Source organism: Bordetella genomosp. 6 (assembly GCF_002119705.1).
GTDB lineage: Bacteria > Pseudomonadota > Gammaproteobacteria > Burkholderiales > Burkholderiaceae_B > Bordetella > Bordetella bronchiseptica_F.
Genome location: NZ_CP021107.1, coordinates 647,053 through 673,068, shown reverse-complemented (window position 1 = coordinate 673,068; position 26,016 = coordinate 647,053). Strand labels below are relative to the sequence as shown.

At 68.0% G+C, this 26,016-nt stretch carries 23 protein-coding genes; 9 read left to right on the top strand and 14 right to left on the bottom strand.

Going from position 1 to position 26,016, the window contains the following annotated elements:
• Positions 1–36: 36 nt before the first annotated feature.
• The 7 genes from erpA to pmbA all read right to left on the bottom strand — a co-directional run bounded on the left by erpA (position 37) and on the right by pmbA (position 6,333).
• Positions 37–408 (bottom strand): iron-sulfur cluster insertion protein ErpA, encoded by a 372-nt coding sequence (gene erpA, locus CAL11_RS03205; RefSeq protein ID WP_033460589.1) that lies wholly within the window; start codon positions 406–408, stop codon positions 37–39.
• A gap of 87 nt (positions 409–495) precedes the next feature.
• Complete coding sequence (locus CAL11_RS03200; protein ID WP_033460592.1) at positions 496–1,242, bottom strand: DUF6776 family protein; 747 nt, start codon at positions 1,240–1,242, stop codon at positions 496–498.
• A 36-nt stretch (positions 1,243–1,278) separates the two neighbouring features.
• Entirely contained in the window at positions 1,279–2,343 is a 1,065-nt protein-coding gene (gene argC, locus CAL11_RS03195; RefSeq protein ID WP_086092131.1) for an N-acetyl-gamma-glutamyl-phosphate reductase, read from the bottom strand.
• A 188-nt stretch (positions 2,344–2,531) separates the two neighbouring features.
• Positions 2,532–2,924 (bottom strand): 30S ribosomal protein S9, encoded by a 393-nt coding sequence (gene rpsI, locus CAL11_RS03190; protein ID WP_003814889.1) that lies wholly within the window; start codon positions 2,922–2,924, stop codon positions 2,532–2,534.
• 9 nt (positions 2,925–2,933) lie between these two features.
• The gene (gene rplM, locus CAL11_RS03185; RefSeq protein WP_010927106.1) at positions 2,934–3,362 is read right to left on the bottom strand and encodes a 50S ribosomal protein L13; all 429 of its coding nucleotides are present in this window, start codon (positions 3,360–3,362) and stop codon (positions 2,934–2,936) included.
• Positions 3,363–3,656: 294 nt separating this feature from the next.
• Positions 3,657–4,754 (bottom strand): TRAP transporter substrate-binding protein, encoded by a 1,098-nt coding sequence (locus CAL11_RS03180; protein WP_086092130.1) that lies wholly within the window; start codon positions 4,752–4,754, stop codon positions 3,657–3,659.
• Between the two features lie 214 nt (positions 4,755–4,968).
• Positions 4,969–6,333, bottom strand: a complete 1,365-nt coding sequence (gene pmbA, locus CAL11_RS03175) for a metalloprotease PmbA (RefSeq protein WP_033460599.1) — start codon at positions 6,331–6,333, stop codon at positions 4,969–4,971.
• A 58-nt stretch (positions 6,334–6,391) separates the two neighbouring features.
• On the opposite strand from pmbA, the gene yjgA reads away from it, so the two are divergent.
• From yjgA to CAL11_RS03145, 6 genes are all read left to right on the top strand, one after another.
• The gene (gene yjgA / locus CAL11_RS03170; RefSeq protein WP_086092129.1) at positions 6,392–6,943 is read left to right on the top strand and encodes a ribosome biogenesis factor YjgA; all 552 of its coding nucleotides are present in this window, start codon (positions 6,392–6,394) and stop codon (positions 6,941–6,943) included.
• A 13-nt stretch (positions 6,944–6,956) separates the two neighbouring features.
• A complete protein-coding gene (locus CAL11_RS03165; protein ID WP_033460605.1) occupies positions 6,957–7,631 on the top strand; it encodes an alpha/beta hydrolase in 675 nt (224 codons plus the stop codon).
• Positions 7,632–7,842: 211 nt separating this feature from the next.
• Positions 7,843–8,892: an ABC transporter substrate-binding protein gene (locus CAL11_RS03160; RefSeq protein WP_086092128.1), complete on the top strand. Its 1,050-nt coding sequence runs from the start codon at positions 7,843–7,845 to the stop codon at positions 8,890–8,892.
• Positions 8,889–9,698 carry an ABC transporter ATP-binding protein gene (locus CAL11_RS03155; protein ID WP_033460611.1) on the top strand — a complete coding sequence of 270 codons (810 nt, stop codon included), beginning with the start codon at positions 8,889–8,891 and terminating at the stop codon, positions 9,696–9,698. The genes CAL11_RS03160 and CAL11_RS03155 overlap by 4 nt, the downstream gene beginning before the upstream one ends.
• A gap of 2 nt (positions 9,699–9,700) precedes the next feature.
• Complete coding sequence (locus CAL11_RS03150; RefSeq protein ID WP_086092127.1) at positions 9,701–10,537, top strand: ABC transporter permease; 837 nt, start codon at positions 9,701–9,703, stop codon at positions 10,535–10,537.
• 14 nt (positions 10,538–10,551) lie between these two features.
• Entirely contained in the window at positions 10,552–11,244 is a 693-nt protein-coding gene (locus CAL11_RS03145) for an isochorismatase family cysteine hydrolase (protein ID WP_086092126.1), read from the top strand.
• A gap of 11 nt (positions 11,245–11,255) precedes the next feature.
• Here the strand turns inward: CAL11_RS03145 and CAL11_RS03140 are convergent, their stop codons facing one another.
• The 3 genes from CAL11_RS03140 to CAL11_RS03130 form a co-directional block, all read right to left on the bottom strand.
• The gene (locus CAL11_RS03140; RefSeq protein ID WP_086092125.1) at positions 11,256–11,645 is read right to left on the bottom strand and encodes a VOC family protein; all 390 of its coding nucleotides are present in this window, start codon (positions 11,643–11,645) and stop codon (positions 11,256–11,258) included.
• A 92-nt stretch (positions 11,646–11,737) separates the two neighbouring features.
• Positions 11,738–13,126: an ATP-dependent RNA helicase DbpA gene (gene dbpA, locus CAL11_RS03135; RefSeq protein ID WP_086092124.1), complete on the bottom strand. Its 1,389-nt coding sequence runs from the start codon at positions 13,124–13,126 to the stop codon at positions 11,738–11,740.
• A 129-nt stretch (positions 13,127–13,255) separates the two neighbouring features.
• Positions 13,256–14,752 carry a hypothetical protein gene (locus CAL11_RS03130; protein ID WP_033460622.1) on the bottom strand — a complete coding sequence of 499 codons (1,497 nt, stop codon included), beginning with the start codon at positions 14,750–14,752 and terminating at the stop codon, positions 13,256–13,258.
• Positions 14,753–15,048: 296 nt separating this feature from the next.
• Here CAL11_RS03130 and CAL11_RS03125 point away from each other — a divergent pair, with 296 nt between their 5' ends.
• Positions 15,049–15,723, top strand: coding sequence for a GntR family transcriptional regulator (locus tag CAL11_RS03125; RefSeq protein WP_033460627.1), 675 nt, complete (start codon positions 15,049–15,051; stop codon positions 15,721–15,723).
• On the opposite strand, the gene CAL11_RS03120 is transcribed toward CAL11_RS03125, so the two are convergent.
• The gene (locus CAL11_RS03120) at positions 15,720–18,179 is read right to left on the bottom strand and encodes a GNAT family N-acetyltransferase (RefSeq protein ID WP_086092123.1); all 2,460 of its coding nucleotides are present in this window, start codon (positions 18,177–18,179) and stop codon (positions 15,720–15,722) included. The two genes, CAL11_RS03125 and CAL11_RS03120, sit on opposite strands and share 4 nt — an antisense overlap.
• A 136-nt stretch (positions 18,180–18,315) precedes the next feature.
• On the opposite strand from CAL11_RS03120, the gene gltX reads away from it, so the two are divergent.
• Positions 18,316–19,722, top strand: a complete 1,407-nt coding sequence (gene gltX, locus CAL11_RS03115) for a glutamate--tRNA ligase (RefSeq protein WP_033460632.1) — start codon at positions 18,316–18,318, stop codon at positions 19,720–19,722.
• 3 nt (positions 19,723–19,725) lie between these two features.
• On the opposite strand, the gene CAL11_RS03110 is transcribed toward gltX, so the two are convergent.
• The 3 genes from CAL11_RS03110 to CAL11_RS03100 all read right to left on the bottom strand — a co-directional run bounded on the left by CAL11_RS03110 (position 19,726) and on the right by CAL11_RS03100 (position 22,170).
• Positions 19,726–20,937, bottom strand: coding sequence for an MFS transporter (locus CAL11_RS03110; protein ID WP_086092122.1), 1,212 nt, complete (start codon positions 20,935–20,937; stop codon positions 19,726–19,728).
• A gap of 68 nt (positions 20,938–21,005) precedes the next feature.
• On the bottom strand, positions 21,006–21,515 hold the full coding sequence (locus CAL11_RS03105; protein WP_033460635.1) for a hypothetical protein: 510 nt from the start codon (positions 21,513–21,515) through the stop codon (positions 21,006–21,008).
• A gap of 202 nt (positions 21,516–21,717) precedes the next feature.
• The gene (locus tag CAL11_RS03100) at positions 21,718–22,170 is read right to left on the bottom strand and encodes an Lrp/AsnC family transcriptional regulator (RefSeq protein WP_033460641.1); all 453 of its coding nucleotides are present in this window, start codon (positions 22,168–22,170) and stop codon (positions 21,718–21,720) included.
• Between the two features lie 128 nt (positions 22,171–22,298).
• On the opposite strand from CAL11_RS03100, the gene CAL11_RS03095 reads away from it, so the two are divergent.
• Positions 22,299–25,805 carry an indolepyruvate ferredoxin oxidoreductase family protein gene (locus CAL11_RS03095; RefSeq protein ID WP_086092121.1) on the top strand — a complete coding sequence of 1,169 codons (3,507 nt, stop codon included), beginning with the start codon at positions 22,299–22,301 and terminating at the stop codon, positions 25,803–25,805.
• The last annotated feature ends 211 nt before the right edge of the window (positions 25,806–26,016 follow it).

Below are 26,016 nucleotides of genomic sequence, written 5' to 3'. Positions count from 1 at the left end.
CGAAGGGCCTCGATCGCGGAGCGGGCCGCGCGCCGCTTACACCGAGAACGACGAACCGCAGCCGCAGGTGGTGGACGCGTTGGGATTGCGAATGACGAACTGCGCGCCTTCGAGGTCTTCCTTGTAGTCGATCTCGGCGCCGACCAGGTACTGGAAGCTCATCGGGTCGACCAGCAGTTGCACGCCTTCCTTGTCGAGCACGGTATCGTCGTCGTTGACCACTTCATCGAACGTGAAGCCGTACTGGAAGCCGGAACAGCCGCCGCCCTGCACGAACACGCGCAGCTTCAGTTCGGGGTTGCCTTCTTCGGCCAACAGGTCCTTGACCTTGGCGGCCGCCGAGTCGGTGAAGACCAGCGGCACGGGCGGCGGAGCCTGCAGATCGACGGTTTCGGTAACAGCATTCATGGTTGACTCCTGGCCATCGCGGCCGAATTCCAGTGGGCGGAGCGATACCGCCCGGATAGGATCACTATAGCGCAGCCGCGACTGGACTCAAAATTCCAGTTTCACGGTGCGCGTCGCACGAACGGTCGTGTCTTCCAGCACACTGACCGTCACGGTTTCGGGGACAAAGCCATCCGGCAGATCGAGCAGGCCCTGGCTGCGCTGGTATTGGTCGAACTGCAAGGCCAGCAGGCTGGCGCCGGCTTCTGGCACGGTGGCGCCCCCGCCCTCCGCCTTGACCGTCAGCGGCTCCAGATCGCGCGTGACCGTCTCGCCCTTGAGCGTACCGGTGGCCTGGAAGCGCAGCGCGCCGGAAAACGGGGTTTCCCCGCGCCCGCTGCGCATCAGCAGCACCTTGTAGCGCAGGCCCTGGCCTTCACGCTCGAAAGCCACGCCGCGGATATCGACCGAGCCGGCCGGGCCGGGCGGCAGCAATTGCTCGTAGAAGGCCAGCTGGTCGCGCACCCGCCCCACTTCCGACTGGGCGCTTTGCAGCTGGGTCTCGAGTTCGGCGCGGGCCGCCCGCTCGACGGCGATCTCGCCGTCGGCCGTATCCAGCTGGGCACGCAGGAAGCGCGCCTCGGCTTCCCGCTGCTGCATGGCGGCTTCCTGCGCCGCCACCTGCTGGCGGGTCAGCACGACGGCGTCGTCCGGGCTCTGGTGCGCCAGGCCGTAGCGCCAGCCGGCTACCGCACCCACCGCCAGGCCCGCCACCAGGGCCAGCCAGGTCCAGGCGCGGCCCTTGGGCCGCGCAACGGGTGCGTGGGGCTGGGCGGAGGCGGAATCGTCAGGCATGACTGCACGGCAGGGCCTCGCGGCCCGGCCCGGGTATTACGGCAGGATGGCGACCTGGTCCAGGCCGGCGGATTCGGGCAGGCCGAACATGAGGTTCATGTTCTGCACGGCCTGGCCGGATGCGCCCTTGACCAGGTTGTCCTGGATCACGAGAACGACCAGCTGGTCGCCGCCGCCGGGGCGCTGCACCGAGATGCGCAGGTTGTTGGACGCGCGCACCGAACGGGTTTCCGGCAGGCTGCCGGCCGGCATGACGTCGACGAACGGTTCGTCGGCATAGCGGGCCTCGAACAGCGCCTGGAAATCGGTGTCGCGGGCCTGCGGCAGGATGCGGGCGTACAGCGTCGAGAACATGCCGCGGATCATCGGCACCAGGTGCGGCACGAACGTCAGCCCCACCTTGCCGCCGGCCAGCTTCTCGAGCTGGGCGATGATTTCCGGATGATGGCGATGGCCGGCCACGCCATAGGCCTTGAAGTTGTCGCTGGCCTCGGAGAACAGCGAACCCACCTCGGCCTTGCGGCCGGCGCCCGACACGCCCGACTTGCAGTCGGCGATCAGGGTCTGGACATCGACCAGCTGCTTGCCCCCCTCGATCAGGGGAGCCAGGCCCAGCAGCACCGTGGTGGGATAGCAGCCCGGGTTGCCGATCACGCGCGCCTTGGAAATGGCCTCGCGGTTGAGCTCGACCAGGCCGTAGACGGAATCGGCCAGGATATCGGGGCAGGTGTGCGGAATCTTGTACCAGCGCTCGAACACGGCGGTGTCCTGCAGGCGGAAATCGGCGGCGAGGTCGATGACGCGGGTGCCGGCGGCCAGCAGCTCGGCCGCCTGCGCCATGGCCACGCCATGCGGGGTCGCGAAGAACACCACGTCGCAATCGGTCAGCGAGGCTTTCTCGGGCGCCGAGAACGCCAGCTTCACGCGGCCGCGCAGGTTGGGGTACATGTCGGCCACCGGCAATCCGTCTTCCTTGCGGGACGTGATGGCGGTCAACTCCACGTGGGGATGTTGCGACAGCAGGCGCAGCAGCTCGACGCCGGTATACCCGGTGCCGCCGACGATGCCAACCTTGATGCGCGAATTCGATGCTTGGGCCATGGTGAGGTTCCGTAAAACGTAGAACGATTGTATCGCTCAAAAAACGGAGACAGGCCGCGCAATGGATACGCGCCGCCACCCCGTTTCCGACCGGACGACCGGCGCGGAGTTCCGCGCCGCACTGCAAGACGCCCAAGACCGGGGCGCCATATGCAAAAAGGCCGCTTTCGCGGCCTTTTTGCTGGACATTAGCGCTTGCTGAACTGCTTGCGCCGACGTGCCTTGCGGAAGCCGACTTTCTTGCGTTCGACTTCTCGCGCGTCTCGCGTGACGAAACCAGCTTGCGACAGCGCGGGCTTGAGGGCCGCGTCGTAGTCGATCAGGGCGCGCGTGATGCCGTGACGCACCGCGCCGGCCTGGCCGGTTTCACCGCCACCGTGCACGTTGACCTTGATGTCGAACGATTCGAGGTGGCCGGTCAGTTCGAGCGGCTGACGCACGATCATGCGGCCGGTTTCGCGAGCGAAGAACTCGTCGACAGGCTTGCCGTTGACGACGATCTTGCCCGAACCCTTCTTGATGAAAACACGAGCCACCGAGGTTTTGCGACGGCCGGTTCCGTAGTTCCAGTTACCGATCATGGCGTTTCCTTAGAATTCCAGCGGCTTGGGCTGCTGAGCAGTGTGCGGGTGCTCGGCACCGGCGTACACCTTGAGTTTCTTGATCATGGCGTAGCCCAGCGGACCCTTGGGCAGCATGCCCTTGACAGCCTTCTGGATAGCGCGGCCGGGAAAACGCTGCTGCATTTTCTCGAAGTTCGTTTCACGGATGCCACCGGGGTAGGTGGTGTGGCGGAAGTACTTCTTGTCTTGCGCCTTGTTGCCCGTGACAACGATATCGGCAGCGTTGATGATGACGATGTAATCGCCGGTATCAACGTGCGGCGTGAATTCGGGTTTGTGCTTGCCACGCAGACGGTGTGCGACTTCGCTGGCCACACGACCGAGGACCTTGCCCTTGGCGTCGATCACAAACCAGTCACGCTTGACTTCATGCGGCTTGGCCACAAAGGTCTTCATGATGGTTCCTAGATAAGAATATTTGCTTTGCCAGAACATCCGGCAAAGTTTTTTCCCAAATCGCCAGGTGCCGGAAAGATTTGCCGGGAAACACCCCGCAAACCTCCTGGGCCCTGTCGCATGCCCTTCCCGCCTAAGCGTTATTACCCGCCCGTGCAAAAAGTCAAACAAAGGGAAAGTCGGCCATTCTAGCACAGCTGCTCAAATAATGGGCAAGCGCGCCGCGGGCGTTGCGCCCAGACAGCAGGGGCCGCCCCGAAGGGCGGCCCCTGGCCAGGCAGGAAGGCTGCCGGCTTACTTCTTGCCGGCCATCGCCACGCCGAGGTACTGGTCGTACGACCCTTCGGCAAGGCGGAACCAGGGCACCACGCTGTCGCGGAAACCCATGTAGTTCTCGTAGATGGCCTTGAACTTCGGATCCTTGTCCGAGAATTCCTTGTACACGGTCAGGGCGGCCTCATAGGAGGCGTCCATGACCGAGCGCGGGAACGCGCGCAGCTCGGCGCCGCCGGCGATCAGCTTGCGCAGCGCGGGCGGGTTGAGCGCGTCGTAGCGGGAGGTCATGGCCACGTGGGCGACGCGGCTGGCGGCCTCGACGATGGCCTGGTAGTTCTTGGGCAGGCCTTCCCAGGCGCCTTCGTTCAGGTACAGCGACACCTGGGGACCGCCTTCCCACCAACCCGGGTAGTAGTAGTACTTGGCGACCTTGTTGAAGCCCAGCTTCTCGTCGTCGTACGGGCCGACGAACTCGACCGCGTCCAGCGTGCCCTTCTCCAGCGACGGGTACACGTCGCCGCCGGCCAGCTGCTGCGGCACCACGCCCATGCGCGACAGCACTTCGCCGGCAAAGCCTGCGGTGCGCATCTTCAGGCCCTTGAGGTCCGCCGGCGACTTGATTTCCTTGCGATACCAGCCGCCCATCTGCACGCCGGTATTGCCCATCGGGAAGTTGACGATCTTCAGCGGCTTGAACATTTCGCGGGTCAGCTTCATGCCGTCGCCGTCGAACATCCAGGCGTTCATCTGGCGCGCGTTCAGGCCGAACGGCACGGCCGAGTCGAAGCAGTAGGCCGGATCCTTGCCGTAGTAGTAGTACGAGACGGTGTGGCCGCATTCGATGGTGTTGTTCGACACCGCGTCCATCACCTGCAGGGCGGGGACGATTTCGCCGCCGGGGAACTGGCGGATATTGAACTTGCCGCCGGTGGCTTCGGATACGAACTTGACGAAGATTTCGCCCGTGCCGAACAGGGTGTCCAGGCTGCGGGGAAAGCTGGACGCCATGCGCCAGTTGAGCGTGGGCGCATCCTGCGCGAAGACCGGCGCGGCGACCGCGGCGCTGCCCGCGACCGCGCCGAGACCGGCGTGCTTGAGAAATGAACGACGTTGCATCTTCAGGCTCCTCCTGATGCTACGGATTTTGAGAAATAAGCAATACCCGCCGGATATTACACGTTGTCATACGTCCTGTTGATGGGGTTTTATCAAGACCGGGCCATCCGCCCGGCGGACCGGGACGATGCTGCGACGCAAAAGAGAAAGCCGGCCACGCGGCCGGCTTCCGGGTTTCTGGCATGGCGCGCCGCGGCGCGCAGGCGCAAATGCCTCAGGTGCCAGCCACCGACATCTGTTCGATCAGAATGGATCCCGTGGTCTTGGTGCCGCGCGAGATCGCATCGGCGCCCACGGCGACGACGTGGCGGAACATGTCGACCAGGTTGCCGGCGATCGTGATCTCCTGCACGGCGTGCTGGATCTTGCCGTTCTCGACCCAATAGCCGAACGCGCCGCGCGAGTAGTCGCCCGATACGTAGTTCACCCCCTGGCCGATCAGCTCGGTGACCAGCAGGCCGGTGCCCAGCTTGCGGAGCATGGCCTCGAAGTCGTCGCCGGGCCGCGTCAGGCGCGAGGACAGCGTGAGGTTGTGCGAGCCGCCGGCGTTGCCCGTGGTGGCCATGCCCAGCTTGCGCGCCGTATAGGACGAGAGGAAATAGCCTTCGAGCACGCCGGCGCTGACCACGCTGCGCGCGCGCGTGCGCACGCCCTCGTCGTCGAACGGCGAGCTGCCCATGGCGCCCGGGATGTGCGGATTCTCGGACACGTCGATATGGTCGGCGAAGATCGGCTTGCCCAGCGCGTCGACCAGGAAGGTGGCCTTGCGATACAGCGCGCCGCCGTTGGCGGCCTGGGTGAAGGCGCCCAGCAGGCCGAGCGCCAGCGGAGCCTCGAACAGCACCGGGAACTTGCCGGTGCGCAGGCGGCGCGCCGACAGGCGCGACAGCGTGCGCTCGGCCGCATAGCGGCCGACCACTTCGGGCGCGGCCAGCCGGTTGGGGTTGCGGTCGGACGTGTACCAATAGTCGCGCTGCATGTTGTTGCCGCGCCCGGCGATCGGCGCCACCGACAGGCTGTGGCGCGAATAGGGATAGCCGCCCAGGAAGCCGCGGGTGTTGCCCATGACGAACTGGCCTTCGTACGAGGCCACCGACGCGCCGTCGGTATTGGTGATGCGCGCGTCGACCTCGCGGGCCGCGCGCTCGGCGCGCAGCGCCAGCTCGGCCGCCTCTTCGGTGGTGACCGGCCACGGATAGTGCAGGCCCAGGTCCGGGAACTCGGTGGCGAGCAGGTCGGCGTCTGGCAGGCCGGCGGCCGGATCGGCCGCGGTATGGCGGGCGATGTGCCAGGCGGCCTCGACCGTTTCGCGCAGGGCCTGCTCGGAGAAATCGGAGGTCGAGGCCGAGCCGCGGCTCTGGCCGGCGTAGACGGTCAGGTCGAGCGAGCGGTCGCGCGTCTGTTCGACCGTCTCGATGTCGTTCTTGCGCACGGAAACCGACAGCCCCAGGCTTTCGGAGACTTCGGCCGCGGCGTCGCTGGCGCCGGCTTGGCGGGCATAGGCGAGCACCTGCTCGACCAGTTCGGAGAATCGCGCGTGGTTGGCCGCGATCGGCAAGGAGTTTGAAGAATTGACCATTGCTGTCCAGTTTGCTGAGACGGTTATCATAGCCAAGTCCGTCTCTACGCAGTTTCCCATGAGTTCCCATTCCCAAGAACCCGTCGGCGAAGAAAATTTCGACGATTCCGACTACGACCGCCCCAGCAAATCCCAGGTCAAGCGCGAAATGCACGCGCTGCTGGACCTCGGCAAGGAGCTGGTCGAACTCTCGCCCGAACGGCTGCGCCAGCTGCCGCTCGAAGAACGGCTGTACGAGGCGATCCGCGAGGCGCAGCGCACCACCGGCCGCGAAGGCCGCCGGCGCCAGATCCACTTCGTGGGCAAGCTGATGCGCAGCGCGCCGGCCGAGGCCATCCGCGCCCAGCTGGATACCTGGCGCAATGGCTCGCGCGAGGAAACCGCCGCCATGCACCGCCTGGAGGCGCTGCGCGAGCGGCTGCTCAAGGACGACGACGCCCTGACCGCCGTGCTGCAGCGCAACCCCGAGGCCGACATCCAGCACCTGCGCGCGCTGATCCGCGCCGCCCGCAAGGAAGCGGCGGCCAACGCCACCCTGTCGCAGGGGCAGGAGCCGCAGCGCAAACAGTACCGGGCCCTGTTCCAGGCCCTCAAGAACCTTTCGGCCTGAGCCGCCCCGACCCATGACCGCCCACACCGATCTCCTGGACTGCATCGAACTCGAAACCGCGCCCAATCCCACGCATGCCGTGATCTGGCTGCATGGACTGGGCGCCGACGGCAACGATTTCGTGCCCATCGTGCCCGAACTGCGGCTCGACGGCGCCGCCGTGCGCTTCGTGTTCCCCAACGCCCCCGTGCAGCCGGTCACCATCAACGGCGGCATGGCGATGCGCTCGTGGTACGACATCCTGGTCACGGACCTGGTGCGCCGCGAGGACGCCGCCGGCATCCGCGCCTCGGAGGCCGCGGTGCGGGCCCTGATCGCGCGCGAGAACGAGCGCGGCATTCCCACGTCGAAGATCGTGCTGGCCGGCTTTTCGCAAGGCTGCGCCATGACCCTGCACACCGGATTGCGGCTGGACCGGCAACTGGCCGGCATGGTGGGCCTGTCCGGCTATCTGCCGCTGGTCGACAGCGCCGCCGCCGAACGCCATCCGGCCAACGCGGCCACGCCCATCTTCCTGGCCCACGGCCTGTACGACCCGGTCGTCGCGCCCGAGCGCGCCGACGCCTCGCGCGCGCACCTGCAGGCGCTGGGCTACGACGTGCGCTGGCATACCTACCCCATGCCGCACTCGGTCTGCCTGGAAGAAGTCGCCGACATCGGCGCCTTCTTGCGGGAAGTGCTGCGTTGAACCAGAACTGTATACAGTAAGAAATACCGTTCCGTCCCTCCATCGAGAGACGTAGACGGTTTCCATAGAGGAAAACGCTAATCCCAAACCACTTGTGGGCCCGGCATTTTTGAATATAGTATCCAAAATGTAGTCAGGCCTACATCAGTAGCGGTCCCAGGCCTTCCTGTTTCATCCCTCTACCCCGTATGGCCATGTGCCGACTCCGGGCATGGCTGTCAGAACGCAGGAGGAAGTGTCCGTGAAATCCCCATCCTCGCCTTTCGCGCGCCGGCTGCTTGCCGCCGGCATGCTGGCCGGCCTGCTCGGGTCCGGCCTGGCCGCGGCCCAGCCGCTGAATCCGCCGGTCAAAGTCCGCTACGAAGAAGTGGTGCGTTCCATCCTGTACGTGCCCAAGTACGTGGCCCTCTCGCAGGGCTATTTCAAGGATGCCGGGCTGGACGTCGCGATGAAGACGTCGCAGGGCACCGACAAGGGCATGACCGCCCTGCTCTCGGGCAGCGCCGACATCGTGCTGATCGGCCCGGAAGCGTCGATCTACGTGCAGAACAGCGAGTCGCCGGTCAAGCCCAAGATATTCGCCGGCCTGACCGCCACCGACGGTTTTTTCCTGCTGTCGCGCAAGCCCATCGACAAGTTCGACTGGTCGATGGTCAAGGGCAAGGAAATCATCGGCTTCCGGCAAGGGTCCAACCCGCTGGTCTTCCTGGAGACCGTGCTGCGCAAGCACGGCATCGATCCGCACAAGGACGTCAAGCTGCTGAACCAGATCGGCATTCCGGCGCGCGCCGGCGCCTGGATGGCCGGCCAGGGCGAGTACGGCATCTTTCTTGAACCCGAAGCGGGCGAGCTGGTGCGCAACGGCAAGGGCCATATCGTGGCCTCGGTCGGGCACGAAGTCGGCCAGGTCGACTACACCGTGTTCACCTCCACCGAAAAATACATCCGCGACAACCCCAAGGTGATCCAGGCCTGGACCAACGTGGTGGCGCGCGCCGAGAAATATGTGCAGGACACGCCGGCGGCCACGCTGGCGCCGCAGATCGCCAGCTTCTTCCCGGGGCTGGAGCAGCAGGGCATCATCGACGCCATCGAGCGCTACAAGCAGTACCAGATCTGGAAGACCACGCCGCTGGTGACGCCCGAAGCCATGAACCAGCTGCAGGACATGCTGATCGCCAGCGCGGTGATGAAGGACGCGGCGCGCGTCAAGTACGAGGACGTGGTGATGCCCGAATTCGCCAGGCAGGCCAAGCCATGAGCGCGGTCGTGCACAACCTGATGCCGGCGCCCGCCGCGGCCAAGATCGAACTGCGCGAAGTCAGCCTGAGCTACTTCACGCCCGAGGGCGAGACCGAAGCCTTGTCCAAGGTGTCGTTCTCGCTCGCGCCGGGCGAGTTCGTCAGCCTGATCGGCCAGAGCGGCTGCGGCAAGAGCACGCTGCTGTCGCTGATCGCCGGGCTGATCCCGCCGACTTCGGGCGCCGTGCTGGTCGACGGGACGCCGGTCACGCGGCCTTCGCCGCGCATCGGCTACATGCTGCAGCAGGACTATCTCTTCGAGTGGCGCACCATCCTGGACAATGTCATGCTGGGCGCCGAGATCCAGGGCCGGCGCGACGCCCGCAACGAGGCGCGCGCCGTGCACCTGCTGGAGAAATGCGGGCTGGGCGCGTTCCTGGAACACACGCCGCGCCAGCTGTCGGGCGGCATGCGCCAGCGCGCCGCGCTGGCGCGCACACTGGTGACCGAGCCCGACGTCATCCTGCTCGACGAGCCGTTCTCGGCGCTGGACTCGCAGACGCGCCTGGCGATCTCGGACGAAGTGGTGGACATCCTGCGCCGCGAGAACAAGACCGTGGTGCTGGTGACGCACGACATCGGCGAAGCCATCGCCATGACCGACCGCGTCATCGTGCTGTCGCGCCGCCCCGGCCGGCTCAAGAGCCAGTACCGCATCAACTACGCCGAGCCGCGCCCGACGCCGTTCCAGGCGCGTTCGCGGCCGGAGTTCAACACCTATTTCGAGCAACTCTGGGAAGAGCTCGACGTACACGTGGAGGGGTAACCATGACCGCGCCTGCCGCCAACACGCTCGCCCTGCGCCCCGCGCATGCGCCCAGCGAGAAATACCTGGAATTCCTGCGCCGCGACCGGCGCCGCAAACACCATGTGCGCCTGGCCCAGCTGACGCTGCTGGTGCTGTTCCTGTGCGCGTGGGAAATCCTGCCGCGCATGCATGTCCTCAATCCGCTGCTGACCAGCTATCCCAGCGCGCTGTGGCCCACCTTCTTCGAGCTGTGGAACCACGGCAACCTGCCGCGCCACATCGCCGCCACGGTCATGGCCACGCTGGTCGGCTTCGGCCTGAGCATGCTGATCGGCGTGGCCGTGGCGGCGGCGCTGTGGTGGTCGGACTTTCTCTACAAGGTGACCGATCCGTTCCTGGTGGTGGCCAACGCCATGCCCAAGATCGCCTTCGTGCCGATCTTCTACCTGTGGCTGGGATCCGACTACGCTGTCTACGGCATGGCGGTGGCGATCGCGGTGTTCGTCACCATCATGGTGGTCTACGCGGGCTTTCGCGGCGTCGATCCGAACAAGATGAAACTGGCCTACACCTTCGGCGCCTCGCGCTGGCAGGTGCTGACCAAGGTCATCCTGCCCGGCAGCGTACCCACGCTGATCGCCGCCGTGAAGATGAACATCGGGCTGGCCCTGGTTGGCGTGATCGTGGGCGAATTCCAGTCCGCCGACCTCGGCCTGGGCTTCCTGATCATGAACGGCAGCCAGATCTTCAAGCTGAACATCGTCATGACCGCCATCACCATCCTGGCGCTGATCTCCAGCGTCATGTACCTGGCGATCTATCGCCTGGAAGCGGCCGTTGCGCGCCGCTACGCCTGAGGAGCACCCTGACCATGGAATTTCCCCAATGGGTCGTCGACCGCGTACTGGCGCGCCAGGGCTGTCTGCATCCCTACGATAGCCTGCCCGGCCCGCGCACCGCCGCCGTCGTCATCGACATGCAGCGCTACTTCACCCTGCCCGGCTACCAGGGAGAATGCGCGGCCGCGCGCGCCATCGTGCAGCCCATCAACCGGCTGTGCGCCGCGGTGCGCGCCGCCGGCGGCGCCGTGGTCTGGGTGCAGACCGCCTCCGACCATGCCGATTCGTTCTGGCCGCACCACCATGGCGTCATGCTGACGCCCGAACGCAGCAAGCGCCGGCTCGAGACGCTCAAGCGCGACAGCGAGGGCTACGCGCTGCACCCGGACATGGATGCCCGCCCCGAAGACGTGCGGGTGACCAAGCGCTTCTACAGCGCCATGGCGCCCGGCTCGTCGGAGCTCGAACCGCTGCTGCGCGGCCGCGGCATCGACACGCTGCTGATCGCCGGCACGGTCACCAATGTCTGCTGCGAATCGACCGCCCGCGACGCGATGATGCGCGACTTCCGCACCATCATGGTCGACGACGCCCTGGCGGCGGTCACGCCCGCCGAGCACGAGCACGCGCTGCACGGCTGGATGCTGTTCTTCGGCGATGTGCTGTCGGTGGACGAGGCCGGCGCCAGGCTGGCCGCGGCGCAGGAGGCGCGCCGCACCGCCTGAGCCGGCGCCGCTCAGCCGTTTACCTGGTACAGCTGTATCAGGTTGCCGCAGGTGTCGGAAAAGATGGCGATCGTGGCCGGGCCGGCGGGCGTGGGGTCGATCGTGAACGCCACGCCGCGGTCCTTGAGCCGCCGCGCCTCGGCATGGATATCCGCGCTTTCGAACGCGGTGACCGGTATCCCGTCCTTGCGCAGGGCAGCCTGGTAGGCGCTCGCGGCGGGATGCCCGTTCGGCTCCAGCACCAGTTCGAGGTCGTCGGGCCCTTCCGGCGAAACCACGGTGATCCAGCGCGCCGCGCCGGCCGGGATATCGTGCTTCTTCTCGAATCCCAGCACGTCGGTATAGAAACGCAGCGCCTTGTCCTGGTCGTCGACAAAGATGCTGTTCAGTCTGATTCGCATGGGTCGCCTCCGTGACCGGTTTTCCCATGCGCCGGCGCCGCTCGCGCCCGGCGCGTGGGTCCGTCCATTCTAGCGCCGCGTCCGCGCCGTGCTCAGAACTCTTCCAGGAAGCGCATGCGGAACCGCCGTCCCTTGATATTGCTGTTGGACAGGCGCGCAAAGGCCTGCTTGGCGACCTGGCGGTCCAGCGCCACATAGGCGTTGAATTCGGTGATGTTGATCTTGCCAACCTGCTCGAACACCAGCCCGCCATCGCCGGTCAGGGCGCCCAGCAGGTCGCCGGGGCGCAGCTTGTCCTTCTTGCCGCCCTGTATGCACAGGGTGATCATGGGCGCGCGCAGGGGACGGTCGGACTTGGGCCGCAGCGACTTGAGATCGGCCCACTTCAGCGGCGCGCCCTGGTATTGCTCGATCAGGTTGGCCCAGCGCATTTCCTCGGGCGAGCACAGGCTCAGGGCCAGCCCTTTCTGGTCGCCGCGGCCGCTGCGGCCGATGCGGTGCACGTGGACCTCGGTGTCCTTGGTCACGTCCACGTTGATGACCGCGCCCAGGTTCTGGATGTCCAGTCCGCGAGCGGCCACGTCGGTGGCGACCAGCACGGCGCAGCTCTGGTTGGCGAACTGGATCAGGATTTCGTCGCGCTCGCGCTGCTCCAGGTCGCCGTTGAGCGCCTGGGCGCTGATGCCCTGGGCGCGCAAGCGTTCGACCAGATCGTGGCTGCGGATCTTGGTGTTGCAGAATGCCAGCGTGGACGCCGGCCGGAAATGGGCCAGCAGCGTCGCCACGGCATCCAGCCTTTGGTCTTCGTCGACTTCGTAGAAGAATTGCTCGATGCGGCTGGCGTCATGCTGGGCCTCTACCTTGATCTCGGCCGGATTGCGCAGGAAGCGCGCGCTCAGCTTGCGGATGTTGTCGGGATAGGTGGCCGAGAACAGCAGGGTCTGCCGCCTGGCCGGGCAATGCGAGGCAATGGCGGCGATGTCGTCGTAGAACCCCATGTCCACCATGCGGTCGGCCTCGTCCAGCACCAGCGTGTTCAGCGTCGACAAATCCAGGCTGCCGCGCGCCAGGTGGTCCTGGATGCGGCCGGGCGTGCCCACCACCAGATGCGTGCCGCGCGCCAGCGATTCGGCCTGGGGACGCGCGGCGGCGCCGCCGCACAGCGTCAGCACCTTGACGTTGGGGATCAGGCGGGCCAGCCGGCGCAGCTCCTGGGCCACTTGGTCGGCCAGTTCGCGGGTAGGACAGAGCACCAGCGCCTGCGGCGCCAGGCGGTCGACGTCCAGGTTCTGCAGCACCCCCAGGCCGAATGCCGCGGTCTTGCCGCTGCCGGTCTTGGCTTGCGCGATCAGGTCGCGGCCTTCCAGGATGAGCGGCAGGCTTTGCGCCTGGATCGGCGTCATCTGTTCGAAGCCCAGGCCTTGCAGGTTGTCGAGCAAGGCGGGCAGAAGGGGCAGGGAGGAAAAGGACGTGTTGGTCACAATAAGGCGGATCGCAGGGGATCGCGAAAGACAGGATCGACCGACAGTGTATGCCGATGCGCCCCGCCTGCCGCATCCGACGGCGCCGGCCTGCCCGGCCCGGCGCCGTCGCGAGCGGCCCGCGCGCCCTCAGGTCATGAACATCACCGCCGCCACGGTGGAGACGATCAGGCCCAGCACCACCGGCCCGAACAGCTTGCGCACCAGCTCCAGCACGGGCACGCGGGCAAAGCCCGCCACCGCGATCAGCGACGACCAGGCCACCAGGGTGCCGCCGCCGGTCCAGATCGCGCCCATCTGGCCGACCGCGGCCAGGGTGGCGGCGTCCGCGCCGGCGGTCGCGCCCAGCGCGCCGGACAAGGCGCCGGTCAGCGGCAGCCCGGAGAAGCCCGAGCCGTCGATGCCGGTAATGACGCCGACGATGAGCACGCCGAAGGCGACGACCAGGTGGCTGCTGGGAATCCAGCTCTGCGCGGCCTGCAGCAGGTCGAACAGCAGATTGGGCGCATGGCCCGGCTCGACGCCGAGGATGCCGGCGGCCTGGTCGGGCGCGCCGAGGAAGAAGAAGCCGGCGATGGGCAGCACCGAGCCCATGGCCTTGAACGCGAAGACAAAGCCATCGGTGACATGGTCGGCGGCCGTGTTGAGGAAATCGCGTCCGGGCACGCCCACGGCGGTGGCGGCCACCATCAGCAGCGCCGCGGCGCCGCCCACCAGGGCCGCCGCTTCGCCGCCGCGCAGCGGCGGCAGCGAGGGAAACAGCCGCGGCGCCACCATGACCAGCACCACCAGCAGGAAGACCAGCGGCGTGACGATGGCGAACAGGCGCGACCAGCCTTGCTTGCCCAGCGGCACCGAGCCGCTGTCGTAATCGACGGCGGCGGCCAGTTCGCCCTTGTCCATGGTGCCCGACTCTTCGATCGACTCCGGCACGACCACGGCGCGGCGCTGCCAGGCATCGAGCAGCGCTTCGCTGGGCGCCTGGATCTGCCGGCGCATGCCGACGTAGGCCAGCACGAGCGCGACGATGCCGGTCACCAGCGACAGGATCAGCGTGCGTTCGGCAACCAGGGCGGTGGCCACGCCGGCGGCCTTGGCGCTGATGCCGGGCGCGACGCCGATGACATAGTCGGACGACAGGGCCATGCCCTGCCCGGCGATGGCGATGGCACAGGCCGCGCCCAGCGGCGGCAGGCCGGCTGCGATGGCCGCGGGCAGCAGGATGGCGGCCACCAGCGGCACGGCCGGGGTCGGCCAGAAGAACAGCGAGATGAGATAGGTGGCCAGCGCCAGCACGACGAATGCGATATGGCCATTGGTCATGACGGCCCGGAAGGGCTGCACCATGCGCACGTCCGAGCCCAGCGTCTTGAGCGCGTTGAGCAGGGCTGTCATGAATGCGATGACCAGGAATATGTTGAAGAGCTCCTTGGCCGCCATGAAGCTGGCGTTGAAGACGGCCGTCACGCCGCCGACGATGCTGCCGCCGAAGGCGATGCCGACCAGCAACGTGCCCAGCAGGGATGGAACGACGACGTTGGCGCGAAAGATCATCGTGATGACGATGACGACGACGCCCAGCAGATACATCCAATGCGCCGCAGTAATGACAACTTGCTGGCCCATGACTACCCCCTGATTTGCGCTTGTTGTGCAACAAGGCCGGCGCGCGAACGGCGCCGGAGCGAATCACTACGAACGTATACTATATTCTTAAACAGCAGATTTAGACACAATGAATCAAACAAGGCGGTGCGTAATTTTATTCAGCAAAATCAATGATCTTTCTCTCATAACAGAGATGGCCAGGTAAAATTCAGCGATCAGGATTTCCCTTGTTGCGTTTTCATTGAATACGGTATACGGTTTGACTACCGACCATCGCAGGCTTGGATAATCCGCGGTCCGCGCGGATCACGACGATGACCCTAGGCAGCCAACATTCGCCGCTGTTCGCCCTGGTGCAGGAGACCCTGCGCAAACGCATCCTGAGCGGCGCCTACGCCCAGGGCGAACGCCTGGTCGAGGGCGACCTTGCCGAGGAAATGGGCGTTTCGCGCATCCCGGTGCGCGAGGCGCTACGCGCCCTGGCCGCCGCCGGCCTGGTGCGCATCGAACCCCGGCGCGGCGCCTCGGTGGCCAGCCTGTCGCCCGAGCATGCGCGCGACATCGTCGAAGTGCGCGCCACGCTCGAAGCCCTGAACGCCCGCCTGGCCGCGCAGCGCCGCAACCCCCAGCAAGTGGCCGACATGGATCGCGCCATCCGCGACGGCGCGCGCGCCTGCGAGCGCGGCGACACCGCCGCCCTGGTGGAACAGAACCGGTATTTCCATGAATTGCTGGGCGGCGTGAGCACCAACGCCGTGCTGCAGGACCTGATGCGCTCGCTGCGCGACCGCACCGCCCTGCTGTTCGCCCGCAACAGCGTGACACGCGCGGCCGACATCCTGGACGAACACGCGGGCATCCTGCAGGCCGTCACCGCCGGCGATGCCGACCTCGCCAGCCTGCTGGCGGCGCGCCACGTACACAACGCGGCCCAGTGGTATTTCGAACAGCCGGCCGACCGCAAGACGGTGGCGGCCGGCATCGGCTAGGCCGCCGCGTCCGGCTCGCGCAGCTGCAGCCAGACGCGCCGCATGGTCGGATCTTCGGGATCGGCGTCGTTGGTAAACCCCAGCCGCGTCATCAGCGTCAGCATCGGCCGGTTGGTCGACAGCACCAGCCCGTCTATGTATTCCAGCCCCTGCTCGCGCGCCGCGTCGATGAGCGCGCTCATCAGCTGGCCGCCCAGCCTGCGGCGCTGCCAGTCGTCGCCGATGACCAGCGCGTACTCGGCGCCGCGCCCGTCCGGGTTGCGCAGGTAGTGCGCGAAGCCGATGATGACCTCGCGCGGGTGGCCCCGGTTGGCCGGGTTGGGCACCTGCGTGGCGGCCACCAGCGCCAGTTCGCGGTGATAGTCCACCTGGGTATAGCGCGCCACCATGCGCGGCGTCAGCTCGCGCATCATCGAGACGAAGCGCATGTAGCGCGAACGCTCGGACAGGCCGCGGATGAACTCCTGCAGCGGCTCGCCGTCCTCGGGCCGGATCGGGCGGATGACCCAGGGCGTGCCATCGTCGAAGCGGCGCGCCTGCACCAGGCGCGCCGGATAGGGATGGATCGCCATGTGGGCGTAGCCGCTGAGCTGCGGCGACACGGCGGCCTCGCGCTCGCACAGCACGATGCGCAGGCCGCCGGCGCGCAGCTGGGTTTCCCCGGCGTACAGGGGATCGATGTCCACCGACTCGATATCGGGCAGCTCGGACACCATCTCCGAGACCTGCACCAGCGCATGCTGCAAGGCCTCGGCGGCGACATTGGTGACTTGCGGCGCCAGCACGCGGCGCCACAGCCGGCTGCGCTCTATCAGCTGGCGCGCCAGGAAGCCATTGAGCGGCGGCAGGTCCATGCCCCGGTCGGCGCCCGACAGGACCGCGTCGGGCCCGCCCGCGCCGAAGCGGATGACCGGGCCGAAATGCGGATCGCGCCGCACGCGGATCGCCATCGGACGCGATTCGGCCTCGATCGGGCGCACGCCCAGCGGGCCTTCGCGCAGCGGCACATAGAAGGCATCGAGCAGCGCGCGCGCCTCGATGGAGTCCAGTTCGCGCCGCCCTTGCGCGCGCGCCTGCGCCATGATGGCGCGCGCGCCGGCGCTGTCGGGCAGCAGGCCGGGCGGTTCGGGCGGCTGGGTCTGCAGCAGCAATTGCTGGTTGTAGTGATGGGTGGCCAGCACGCCGAATGCGTCGGCGGCCGATTCGGGCGTGCGGAACGCCGAGGTGCCCGCATCGTCGAGCATGCGGCGCAACGGCCGCATGCCCGCGTCGCCCATGAAACAGCTGACCACCGGCTTGCGGGCGCGCGGCGCCAGCTGCGCCAGCTGGCGCGCCACCGCCGGCATGTCGGCCAGCGCATCGGGCGCAAGCAGCACCAGCACCCCGTCCACGCCGGCATCGTCGAGCAGGCAGTCCAGGATGGCCTGGATGCGCGCGGGCGTAAGCGGCGTATAGGTTATGACCGGGTTGGCGGTGGCGGCGTCGGGCTCCAGCATGTCGGCCAGCGCGCGCTGCGTGGCCGGCGACAGCTTCGCCTGGAGCACCGCGGCGTCCGGGCCGATGAGGTCCAGCGCCAGTTGCGGCGGGCCGCTGCCGTTGGAGAACAGCGCCACCCGGCGGCCGCGCGGACGCCGGTTATAGCCCAGCACCTTGACGGCCGAGAACAGCTGCACGAAGTAGCGCACCCGCACCGCCCCGGCGCGCCGCAGCGCGGCGTCGAATACGGCGTCGGCGCCGTTGGCGTCGGCGCGGCCGGCCTTGAGCACGATGACGGGCTTGACGCTGGCGGCGGCGCGCAGCGCGCTCATGAACTCGCGCGCCGACCCCACGTCCTCGATATACAGCACGATGCTGTCGGTGCGGGGATCGCTGGCCAGGTAGTCGAGCACCTGCGACAGCCCCACGACCGCTTCGTCGCCCAGCGATACCGCGATGGAAAAACCGATGTGCACGTCTTCGGCCCAATCCATCACCGCCGCCATGATGGAGCGCGACTGCGCCACCAGCGCCACCCGGCCGGCGCGCGCCAGCGACGGGTGCTGGCTGAGGTTCAGGCCGATGTGCGGGCGCTGCGCCCCGAACGAACGCGGCCCCAGCAGTTCGCAGCGGTTTTCGGCCGCCCAGGCGCGGCACAGCGCCTGGGTGCCGCGCGGATACGGGTCGGGCAGCTCATGGGGCAACAGGATCACGGCGCGCGGCGCCAGGGCCGCCAGGCGCCGCAGCGTCTCGGGCAGCACGCCGGGGGCCACGCATACCAGCGCCAGGTCGGGCCGCTGTCCTTCGGCCACCCCGGCACAGGCTGTCGGCAGCTCGGGCGCCGTTCCCGGCACGGCCTGTACCACCGTGGTGCGCGCCCTCAAGGCCGCCGGCAGCACCGAGGTCACCGGCAGCAGGCGGTCGGCGATGACCACGAGCGAAGCGGGCTCGAACATCGGGGCGAGAACGTGTCGCAGCATCTGATCCCGGGCGCTAATCTAAAATAGCACCCATCGTATCAATACCGCCCGCCAACATCCATGGCGGGCGCATGTTTCGCCACTTCTTTTATGGAGATGGCGCAGTCCGCCGCAGCGGCCGCGCCCCTATGCCTTTATGACAGCCAACGCCACGCGTCCCATGCGCACCCGCTTCGCGCCCTCGCCCACCGGCTTCCTGCACCTGGGCGGCGCCCGCACCGCCCTGTTCTCCTGGGCCTTCGCGCGCCACCACCAGGGCGTGTTCGTGCTGCGCATCGAAGACACCGACGTCGAACGCTCCACGCCCGAGGCCGTGCAGGCCATCCTCGACAGCATGGACTGGCTGGGCATGCAGCCCGACGAGGGCCCGTTCTACCAGATGAAGCGCATGGACCGCTACGCCGAGGTGCTGGCCGGCATGCTGGAGGCCGGCACCGCCTACCATTGCTATTGCTCGCCAGAGGAAGTGGACGCCATGCGCGAAGCCGCCCGCGCCAAGGGCCTGAAGCCCCGCTACGACGGCACCTGGCGTCCCGAACCCGGCAAGACCCTGCCGCCGGCGCCGGCCGACCGCAAGCCCGTGATCCGCTTTCGCAACCCGCTCGACGGCGCCACCAGCTGGAACGACATGGTCAAGGGCCCGATCAGCTTCGACAACGGCGAGCTCGACGACCTGATCATCGCGCGCCCGGACGGCACGCCCACCTACAACTTCTGCGTGGTGGTCGACGACTGGGACATGGGCATCACCCATGTGCTGCGCGGCGACGACCACGTCAACAACACGCCGCGCCAGATCAACATCCTGCGCGCGCTGGGCGCCACCCTGCCCGAGTACGGCCATGTCCCGATGATCCTCGGGCCGGACGGCGAAAAGCTGTCCAAGCGGCACGGCGCGGTCAATGTCATGGAATACGACGCCCAGGGTTACCTGCCCGAAGCCATGGTCAACTACCTGGCCCGGCTGGGCTGGAGCCACGGCGACGACGAATTGTTCACGCGCGAACAGCTGGTCGAGTGGTTCGACACCCGCCACCTGTCGAAGTCGGCCTCGCAATGGGACCCGAAGAAGCTGAACTGGGTCAACGCCCACTACATCAAGGGCATGGACAACGCCGAGCTGGCCGGCCGGGTCGCGCCGCGCGTCGAACGCCGCGGCGGCAAGCCGCAGGCCGCCGACCTGCCGGCCATCATGGGGCTGCTGAAAGACCGCGCCGAAACCCTGGAGCAACTGGCCGAGGACGCCATGCTGTTCTGCGGCGAATACCAGCCCGCCCCCGCCGAGCTGGCTGCCCAGCACCTGACGGAAACGGCGCGCGCCGCCCTGGCCGACTTCGCCGCGCGCGCACGCGACACCGAATGGAACCGCGCCGCCATCTCCGCCCTGATCAAGGCCGTGCTGGCCGATCGCGGCCTGAAGATGCCGCAGCTGGGCATTCCGCTGCGCGTCGCGGTGACGGGCCGGGCCCAGACCCCGGCGGTCGACGCCGTGCTGGAATTGCTGGGCAAGGAAACCGTGCTGGCGCGCCTGCAGGCGCTCTGACGCCTAGGCCGCCCGCGCCGCCTGCGCCACCTGCGCGGCGGCGTGGCGGCGCAGCGCCCAGGCGAATCCGCAACCCAGCAGCGGCAGCAGCAGCGCGGTCATGCCGAACAGCATGGCGGCGCCGGCCGCATCCACCACCAGGCCGGCCAGGGCCACGCCGGCCGCCTGGCCCATGAACAGGCACGACGCGAACCAGGCCACCGCGGTGCCGCGCGCGGCCGGCACCATCTGCGTGGCGTTGGTCTGCAAGGTGGCATGCAGCAGGTAGTAGCCGAATCCGGCCAGCACGCCGGCGGGCAGGCTCCACAGCCACTGCGGCCCGAGCCAATAGCACAGGAACGCCACGCTCAGCACCAGGCCGCCTGCCAGCGCCAGCCCGCGCTCGCCCAGCCGCCTGAGCACAGGCCCGGCCACCAGCGTGTAGAGCAGGCCGCCCAACGCATAGGACGCCACCAGCGCGCCGGCGGCGGTCAGCGAAATGCCGAAGCGCGCGTGCAGGTAGGACGGCGCGAAGGCCAGAGTGCCGAACACCAGCAGCCCCTCGAAAAACACCGTGGCCAGCACGACACGCGCCCACGGCGTGCCCAGCACCAGGCGCGCCTGGGCCACGAATCCGGTACGCGCCGCGCCGGCCGCGCCCGCCTGGCCGCTGGCCGCCTGGCGGCGCAGTTCACGGTACAGCAGCGTGCCCACCACCAGGTAGATCGCCACCAGGACCGCGAACGCCCAGCGCCAGCCCACCGTGTCGGCGAACAGGCCGCCCACCAGCTGACCTGCCGCCATGCCCAGGATGGTGCCGGTCAGGAAGCGCGCCAGCGTGGCCTGGCGCCGCTCGTAGGGCACGTTGTCGCCGATCCAGGCCATCGATAGCGGGACCACGCCGGCGCCGGCCGCGCCCGACAGCGCCCGCGCCGCCACCAGCGCGTCCAGGGAGCCGGCCAGCACGGCCGCGGCGCTGCCCAGCGCACAGGCGAAAGTGGCGATGCACACCACGCGGTACTTGCCGTAACGATCGCCCAGCGGGCCGAAGAACATCTGCAGCACGCCGTACGCGATGGCGAACGCCGTCACCGCATAGGCGGCCTGTCCCGTCGTGGTGGCGAAATCCGCCGCCAGCTGGGGCAGCATGGGGTCGCAGATGCGAAAAGCAGTGGAACTGGCGAAGGCGGCCAGCGCCAGCAGCAGGATGGCTCGACTTTCGGACGACAACGACATGGCGGGTAGCGGCGGCAACGTGGGAAGTTCGCCACCTTACCCGAATGACGCGCCGCTGGCGACAGCCCTCAATCGGGCAGGCGGTAGCCGGCCTGCATGCGGCGGGCCGTGACGGCCTGCCCGTTGCTCTTGAGTTCGCGCAGCGTCAGCTTGCCGCCGTCGACCTTCTCGACGCGGTAGCGGTTCTGGTAGATGGGATCGGACGCATCGACGGGCTCGCCGTTCGATTGCGTGGTCTGCATGGTGTAGATGCCATCGGCCACATGCCAGCAGCCGGTTTCACGCAAGGCCGGCCGGGTCTTGCGGCCAACTTTCAGTTGCGTTTCATAACGCATCGTTCCGTCGGCGGACAGCACCGTCAATGCCTGGAAGTCGCCGGCAAAACCGCGCTGGCGCGATACCGAATACCAGGTTCCCACCATCGGATCGCCGGCCCTGGCCGGCGTGCATGCCACCGCCTTGGGCGCCTCGGGCGCCGCGCGCGGCGCGGTGGCGGCAGACTCCTTGCGAGCGGCGCAGCCGCCCAGCATCAGCGCCACGCCCAGGGCGCCGACCAGCGATATAGACACACGACTCATGACTTCCTCGGAACCACGCAACATCAACACGACAGCGCCGCTTGCAGGACTGCCGGCGCGGCGACAGCACGCACTCTAAAGAGCGGCGACGGACAAAGCAATGGCGCGCGGCGCCTTGTGCAATTGCGCAACAGTTACACCGTGTCCAGATGCTTCCGGCGCCGTATCCAAGAGGCCATGTCCATATGGCGAGGCGGCGCGCCTACAACGGCAGCCGGACCTCGTGCTTGAGTTCGCGCAGCACCACGATGGTGCGGGTCTGGCGGATGCCGGGCAGGTTGAACAGGAAACGATGCAGGAAGCGGTCATAGGCCTCGGGGCTCTCGACCAGGATCTTCAACAGGAAATCCGAATCGCCGGTCACGGCATAGCATTCGAGGATCTCCGGCGCGTCGCGCACCGAACGCTCGAAGGTTTCCACCGTGCCGGCCGAATGCCGCTCCAGGCTGATCTGCGCGAACATGCACCCCTGCAGGCCCACCTTGCCGCGGTCGACCTGCGCGCTGTAGCCGGTGATGACCTTGTTGGCCTCCAGCGCCTTGACGCGCCGCCAGACCGGCGCGGCCGACAAGCCCACCGTGTCGGACAGTTGCTGCGCCGAGGCGCGCCCATCCTCCTGCAGCGCCTTCAGAATCCCGATATCGGTCTTGTCCATCGCCTTGCCCCCTGTTTTCGCAAAAAACGAAATGTTTGTTTCGCATTATAGGGATTACACGATCCGAAAACGCAATGAATGCCGGACTCCACGCACCTATCATGGTCGAAAGAACTGGAGCAGACGCCATGGACGGCACCCCGGCGGTCGACCCGCACATCGACCTCGACTATCAACTCGGCGACAACCTCACCCGCGCCAGCGGGCGGGTGTTCCTGACGGGCACGCAGGCGCTGGTGCGCATGCTGCTGACGCAACGCCGGCTCGACCGCGACCGCGGCCTGAACACCGCCGGTTTCGTCTCCGGGTACCGCGGCTCGCCGCTGGGCGGCGTCGACATGGCCATGTGGAAGGCCAAGCAGGCGCTGGCGGACAACCAGGTCAGCTTCCTGCCCGCCATCAATGAAGACATGGCGGCCACCACCGTCATGGGCACGCAACAGGCCGGCGTGCGCGCCGACCGCAAGGTCGATGGCGTGTTCGCCATGTGGTACGGCAAGGGCCCCGGCGTGGATCGCGCCGGCGACGCGCTGCACCACGGCAACGCGGCGGGCGCCTCGCGCCATGGCGGCGTGCTGGTGGTGGTCGGCGACGACCATACCGCCGTTTCCTCCTCCATCCCCCACGCCAGCGAGGCATCGCTGATCGGCTGGCACATGCCCGTGGTGCATCCGGCCTCGATCGAAGAATACGAAACGTTCGCGCTCTGGGGCTGGGCGCTGTCGCGCTACAGCGGCGCATGGGTGGCGTTCAAGGCGGTCTCGGAAACCGTGGAGTGCGGCCAGTCGTTCGTGCTCGAGCCGCCGGCCGCCTACGAAATGCCCGAGGACCCGGAACTGCCCGCCGAACAGCTGGAATACACCGCGCGCGACTTCCTGTCGCCGGCGGTCGAGCTGCGCATGCACCGCCGGCTGCGCGCGGTGCGCGCGTTCGCGCGCCGCCATTCGCTGGACCGGCTGGTCTGCGCGGCCCCAAGCGCCACGCTGGGCATCGTCACGGTGGGCAAGGCCCACCTGGACGCCATGGAGGCCCTGCAGCGGCTGGGCGTGGACACCGTCGGCGCCCGGGCGCCCGTACGCATCTACAAGCCCGGCCTGACCTGGCCGCTGGACGGGCCGCGCCTGATCGAATTCGCGCAAGGCCTGCGGCACATCCTGGTCATCGAGGAAAAAGGCACGGTCGTCGAAAGCCAGATCAAGGATCTGCTGTTCAACCTGCCGCACCGTCCCAGCGTGGCCGGCAAGACCGGGCTGGACGGCGCCGAGCTGATTCCCGCCGCCGGGCAATTGCGGCCGTCGCTGCTGGCCGCCCCGCTGGCCGCGTGGCTGCGCCGCGCCGGCCACATGCCGGGCGGCACGGCGCCCGAAGCGTTCGCCTGCCCCGCGCCGCTTTCCAACGACGCCGACGGCATGCGCCGGCGTCCCTACTTCTGTTCGGGCTGTCCGCACAGCACCTCCACCAAGGTGCCCGCAGGCAGCCAGGCGCTGGCCGGCGTGGGCTGCCATTACATGGCCGCCTGGATGGACCGCGACACCGGCGGCCTGACCCAGATGGGCGGCGAAGGCGCCGACTGGATCGGCCTGTCTCCCTATATAGAGATGCCGCACGTGTTCCAGAACATGGGCGAAGGCACCTATTACCACTCGGGCTACCTGGCGATCCGCCAGGCCGTGGCCGCGCGCGCCAACATCACCTACAAGATCCTGTTCAACGACGCCGTGGCCATGACCGGCGGCCAGCCGGTCGACGGCCCGATATCGGTGCCGCAGATCTGCCAGCAGTTGCGCGGCGAGAACGTGGCGCGCATCGTCGTCACCACCGACGAGCCGGAGAAATACCGCGGCGTGGCCCTGGGCGCCGGCATCGCGGTGCACCACCGCCGCGACCTGGACGCCGTGCAGCGCGAACTGCGCGCCACGCCGGGCGTCACCGTGCTGATCCACGACCAGACCTGCGCGGCCGAGAAGCGCCGGCGCCGCAAGAAGAACCAGTTCCCGGATCCGCCGCGCCGCCTGCTGATCAACAGCGCCGTCTGCGAGGGTTGCGGCGATTGCGGCGTACAGTCGAATTGCCTGTCGGTGGTGCCGCTGGAGACCCCTTACGGGCGCAAGCGCGCCATCGACCAGTCCAGCTGCAACAAGGACTATTCGTGCGTGGAGGGATTCTGCCCCAGCTTCGTCTCGGTCATGGGCGGCAAGCCGCGCAAGAGCGCCGCGCCGGCCGCCGACCACGAGCGCCTGCGCGCCCGCATCGCGCTGCTGCCCGAGCCGCGCCCGGCGCCGCTGGACGCGCCGTACCGGCTGCTGGTCGCCGGCATGGGCGGCACCGGCGTGATCACCATCGGCGCCATCGTCTCCATGGCCGCGCACCTGCAAGGCCTGTCGGCCGCCGTGCTGGATCTCACCGGCCTGGCGCAGAAAGGCGGCACCGTGGTCAGCCACATCCGCCTGGCGCCGTCCGGCACGGCCGCCGGCCCGGTACGGCTGGACTGGCAGCAGGCCGACGCCGCCATCCTGTGCGATCCGGTGGCCGCCGTCGCGCCCGATTCGCTGGGCGCGCTGCGCCGCGACCATACCCGCACCACCGTCAATACCTATGTGGCGCCGGTATCTGACTTCACCCGCGACCCCGACGCGCCGCTGCGCGCCGACGCCCTGCTGGCCAAGATCCGCCACGCCGCCGGCGAGCACGTCGCGGCGCTGGACGCGCACGCGGCGGCGCAGGCCCTGTTCGGCGACAGCATCCTGTCGAACATGTTCATGCTCGGCCATGCCTGGCAACGCGGCGACGTGCCGCTCACGCTGGCCGCGCTGGCGCGCGCCATCGAATTGAACGGCGTGGCCGTGGCGGCCAACCGCGCCGCGTTCGACGCCGGAAGGCTGGCGGCCCACGAGCCGCAATCCCTGGAGCAGGCGCTGCGCCCGGCCGCCCAGGTCGTGCAGCTGCACATTCCCGAGTCGTTCGAGCGCGCCGTCGAACGCCGCGTCGCCGACCTGACCGCCTACCAGGACGCCGCGTACGCGCGGGATTTCCGCGATCTGGTCGAACAGGTGGCCGCGCGCGAACGCGAGCTGGCGCCGACCGCCCGCACGCCGCGCCTGGCCATGGCGGTGGCGCGCGGCCTGTTCAAGCTGATGGCGTACAAGGACGAATACGAAGTGGCGCGGCTCTACACCAGCGCTGCCTTTCGCGCCCAGCTCGACAGCCAGTTCGAGGGCGACTACAGCCTGCGCTTTCACCTGGCCCCGCCGCTGCTGGCCCGCAAGGACCCGCGCACCGGCGCGCCGCGCAAGATCACGCTGGGCCCCCGCACCCTGACCCTGATGAAAGGCCTGGCGCGCCTGAAGGGACTGCGCGGCACCTGGTTCGACCCGTTCGGCCACACCGCCGAGCGGCGCATGGAGCGCGCGCTGGTGGCCGAGTACCGCGCCATGGTCGGCCAACTGCTGGCCGGCCTGAGCGCCGACAAGCTGGCGCAAGCGGCTACAATCGCCGCCCTTGCCGAAACCGTGCGCGGCTATGGCCACGTCAAAGCGGCCAGCGTGCGGAAATATCGCGACGAACTGGAACGGCAACTGCGGCGCTACCAGGAACCATCCGGCTCCCCAGACGTTTCCCTGCGCAAAACCGCATAGACGCTCATTCAGAGCGGTCACTTCGGCGGGCGCGCCTTGCAGGGCGCGCCCGCCGCATTTGGTAACAACTAAAATTGAACTTGTATCGCTCAGTGTCTTGTCCCGGACCCGGACGCTCACTAGAATTAGTGCCATACGAGGGGGTGGTACACTACATCTTGTGGTCGCTAAAGACGCTGGACCCACCGGCCACGCACCCCGGACCATGCGT

What these genes read in the sequence shown, in the direction of transcription:
- CAL11_RS03155 (WP_033460611.1), top strand. Translation starts at nt 8,889, where the DNA reads ATGAGCGCGGTCGTGCACAACCTGATGCCGGCGCCCGCCGCGGCCAAG.
- CAL11_RS03125 (WP_033460627.1), top strand. Translation starts at nt 15,049, where the DNA reads ATGACCCTAGGCAGCCAACATTCGCCGCTGTTCGCCCTGGTGCAGGAG.
- CAL11_RS03200 (WP_033460592.1), bottom strand. Translation starts at nt 1,242, where the DNA reads ATGCCTGACGATTCCGCCTCCGCCCAGCCCCACGCACCCGTTGCGCGG.
- CAL11_RS03110 (WP_086092122.1), bottom strand. Translation starts at nt 20,937, where the DNA reads ATGTCGTTGTCGTCCGAAAGTCGAGCCATCCTGCTGCTGGCGCTGGCC.
- CAL11_RS03100 (WP_033460641.1), bottom strand. Translation starts at nt 22,170, where the DNA reads ATGGACAAGACCGATATCGGGATTCTGAAGGCGCTGCAGGAGGATGGG.
- CAL11_RS03150 (WP_086092127.1), top strand. Translation starts at nt 9,701, where the DNA reads ATGACCGCGCCTGCCGCCAACACGCTCGCCCTGCGCCCCGCGCATGCG.
- CAL11_RS03120 (WP_086092123.1), bottom strand. Translation starts at nt 18,179, where the DNA reads ATGCTGCGACACGTTCTCGCCCCGATGTTCGAGCCCGCTTCGCTCGTG.
- erpA (WP_033460589.1), bottom strand. Translation starts at nt 408, where the DNA reads ATGAATGCTGTTACCGAAACCGTCGATCTGCAGGCTCCGCCGCCCGTG.
- pmbA (WP_033460599.1), bottom strand. Translation starts at nt 6,333, where the DNA reads ATGGTCAATTCTTCAAACTCCTTGCCGATCGCGGCCAACCACGCGCGA.
- CAL11_RS03105 (WP_033460635.1), bottom strand. Translation starts at nt 21,515, where the DNA reads ATGAGTCGTGTGTCTATATCGCTGGTCGGCGCCCTGGGCGTGGCGCTG.
- rpsI (WP_003814889.1), bottom strand. Translation starts at nt 2,924, where the DNA reads ATGATCGGTAACTGGAACTACGGAACCGGCCGTCGCAAAACCTCGGTG.
- gltX (WP_033460632.1), top strand. Translation starts at nt 18,316, where the DNA reads ATGACAGCCAACGCCACGCGTCCCATGCGCACCCGCTTCGCGCCCTCG.
- yjgA (WP_086092129.1), top strand. Translation starts at nt 6,392, where the DNA reads ATGAGTTCCCATTCCCAAGAACCCGTCGGCGAAGAAAATTTCGACGAT.
- CAL11_RS03160 (WP_086092128.1), top strand. Translation starts at nt 7,843, where the DNA reads ATGGCTGTCAGAACGCAGGAGGAAGTGTCCGTGAAATCCCCATCCTCG.
- CAL11_RS03180 (WP_086092130.1), bottom strand. Translation starts at nt 4,754, where the DNA reads ATGCAACGTCGTTCATTTCTCAAGCACGCCGGTCTCGGCGCGGTCGCG.
- CAL11_RS03145 (WP_086092126.1), top strand. Translation starts at nt 10,552, where the DNA reads ATGGAATTTCCCCAATGGGTCGTCGACCGCGTACTGGCGCGCCAGGGC.
- CAL11_RS03095 (WP_086092121.1), top strand. Translation starts at nt 22,299, where the DNA reads ATGGACGGCACCCCGGCGGTCGACCCGCACATCGACCTCGACTATCAA.
- argC (WP_086092131.1), bottom strand. Translation starts at nt 2,343, where the DNA reads ATGGCCCAAGCATCGAATTCGCGCATCAAGGTTGGCATCGTCGGCGGC.
- CAL11_RS03130 (WP_033460622.1), bottom strand. Translation starts at nt 14,752, where the DNA reads ATGGGCCAGCAAGTTGTCATTACTGCGGCGCATTGGATGTATCTGCTG.
- rplM (WP_010927106.1), bottom strand. Translation starts at nt 3,362, where the DNA reads ATGAAGACCTTTGTGGCCAAGCCGCATGAAGTCAAGCGTGACTGGTTT.
- CAL11_RS03140 (WP_086092125.1), bottom strand. Translation starts at nt 11,645, where the DNA reads ATGCGAATCAGACTGAACAGCATCTTTGTCGACGACCAGGACAAGGCG.
- CAL11_RS03165 (WP_033460605.1), top strand. Translation starts at nt 6,957, where the DNA reads ATGACCGCCCACACCGATCTCCTGGACTGCATCGAACTCGAAACCGCG.